Origin of the sequence: Pararcticibacter amylolyticus (assembly GCF_003130405.1) — a bacterium.
Lineage (GTDB): Bacteria > Bacteroidota > Bacteroidia > Sphingobacteriales > Sphingobacteriaceae > Arcticibacter > Arcticibacter amylolyticus.
In genome coordinates this window covers 219463-221908 of record NZ_QEAS01000002.1, presented here as the reverse complement: position 1 = coordinate 221908, position 2446 = coordinate 219463, and the positions used below count along the sequence as shown (strand labels likewise).

Below are 2446 nucleotides of genomic sequence, written 5' to 3'. Positions count from 1 at the left end.
CCTAAGATGCAGTCAACTCCAGATATATTAATGATCCGGCCGGTGAAGTTCGGATTTAATGAGCAAACAGCGGATAGTAATGCGTTTCAAAGGCATGAAGTGCGGGAGGAGCCGTTGCAGGATCGTGCGCTTGCGGAATTTGATCATTTTGTAAGGGTGCTCAGGGACGCCGGAGTGCGGGTTACAGTGATTGAAGATACGCCGCAGCCTCATACCCCTGATTCGATCTTTCCGAACAACTGGCTGACAACGCATGCTGACGGGGTGATATATCTTTATCCGATGGAGGCGGAGAACAGGAGGCTGGAAAGAAGGGTTGACATAGTGGAAATCATTCGGAAAGATTATCTTGTAGAGGACGTTAAAGACTTAAGCAGTTTTGAGAAAGAAGGAAAATATCTTGAGGGAACAGGGAGCATGGTGCTGGACCGGGACAACAAGATTGTATATGCCTGCCTGTCATCCCGCACAAATGAGGAAGTGCTCTCCTCCTTTGCCGCAGCCAGCGGCTTCCGGATAGTTCCTTTTCATGCCTTTGATGAATTGGGAAAAGCGATTTATCACACGAATGTGATGATGGCATTAGGAAGCAGCTGTGCCATTGTATGCCTCGAGTCTATACATGACCTAAAAGAAAGATCCTTATTAACAGATACATTGACGGCCACTTCTAAAGAGATAGTTGCAATTAGCAAACGGCAGATGGCATCATTCGCCGGAAATATGCTTGAACTGAGAAATGCGGATGGCGAAAAATTGCTGGTTTTGTCGTCGCAGGCATATCATAGTCTGAGCGGCGATCAGCTGAGAGTTTTAGGCAGGCATTTTCGTTTGATCCATTCGCCTTTGGATACCATTGAAACTGCGGGAGGAGGCAGCGCGAGGTGTATGATAGCTGAAATTTATCTGCCGCACCGTACCGCTTTATGATCAGCTTAAAATAAGAAGTTTCGCCCGTTCCGGAAGGTCCGTATCATCTGATTTTCAAATCTCAGGGCGATCTCTTAAAACTTCTTTTTATTTCATTAAAAAATCACATTTTTGCGAAAATTTTTAATTAATGCAGAGCTACGAGGAATTTCTTGATTTAAGTGTTGGATTTCCCCAGGACGGATTTGAAGTTATCGATGATGAATTGTACTTCCACGATCTTAACCTGATGGAAATGATTGAGACGTATGGCACTCCATTACGCTTCACTTACCTCCCGTTAATAACTAAAAAGATACAGCAGGCAAAGCTGTTGTTTCAGCACGCTATTATCAACAATAATTACCGTGGCAGCTATATGTATTGTTATTGCACAAAAAGTTCTCACTTCCGCCATATTGTTGAAGAAGCGTTAAGGAATGATATCCACCTGGAAACATCATCTGCATTTGATATGCCTATGATTGATGCTCTTGAAAAAAAGGGCGTGGTTACCAAGGATATTACCGTCATCTGCAACGGATTTAAAACTTACCAGTATAAGCAGTACATCATTGACATGTTTCATGATGGCTTCCATAATATTATCCCTGTTCTCGATAATAAGGAAGAGTTTAATATTTATGATGATGAGCTCGATCTTCCATGCAGCCTCGGGATCCGCATAGCGGCTGAAGAGCAGCCTGATTCGCAGTTCTATACTTCCCGCCTGGGCGTGAGAATGGAAGATGTGATCGATTTCTATAATAATAAGATTGCTACGAATCCGAACTTCAAGGTTAAGCTGCTGCATTTCTTCATTAATTCGGGGATTTCAGATACGCCGTATTACTGGAATGAGCTTGAGAAATATGTAACCCTGTACTGCAAATTTAAAAAGGTCAATCCTGATCTTACTACTCTTGATATCGGGGGGGGGATGCCTTTCAAAGATTCACTTGTATTCGATTTTGATTACGAGTATATGGTGAATGAAATAGTTAAGCGGATCAAGGAGATTTGCGCTGAGCATGAGGTGATGGAGCCCGATATCATTACTGAATTCGGAAAGTATACAGTGGCAGAAGCATCAGGCATCCTCTATAAAGTTCTGGGAAGGAAACAGCAGAATGACCGTGAAAAATGGCTGATGCTTGACGGGTCATTTATCACCAACCTTCCTGATGTATGGGCACTGAATCAGAAATACATCCTGCTCCCGGTTAATAACTGGGATTCTGAATATGAACGCGTGAACCTTGGCGGCATCACATGTGATGGCCAGGACTACTACAACCAGGAGGCGCACATGAATAGTGTCTTTATGCCCAAAACGAGAAAGGTACAGTACCTGGGCTTCTTCCATACGGGAGCTTACCAGGAAGTCCTCAGCGGCTACGGCGGCATTCATCACTGCCTTCTTCCTTCACCCAAGCATGTCATTATTCGCCGCAACCGCGATGAAACATTTAACTTCGATGTGTTCGGCGAAGAGCAGAACAGTAAGCAGGTGCTGAAGATCCTGGGATACACGTAG

Annotated in this window: 2 protein-coding genes; both read left to right on the top strand. The window is 44.1% G+C overall.

The genetic code is table 11. The annotated features are described in order from the left end of the window. Window positions 1-930 (top strand): citrulline utilization hydrolase CtlX (gene ctlX, locus DDR33_RS03385; protein WP_317047413.1); only part of this gene is annotated, 930 nt, incomplete at its 5' end. A gap of 130 nt (window positions 931-1060) precedes the next feature. Next, complete coding sequence (locus tag DDR33_RS03380) at window positions 1061-2446, top strand: arginine decarboxylase (RefSeq protein ID WP_109414351.1); 1386 nt, start codon at window positions 1061-1063, stop codon at window positions 2444-2446.

Coding starts and splice junctions, on each gene's coding strand:
- DDR33_RS03380 (WP_109414351.1), top strand. CDS start 1,061: ATGCAGAGCTACGAGGAATTTCTTGATTTAAGTGTTGGATTTCCCCAG.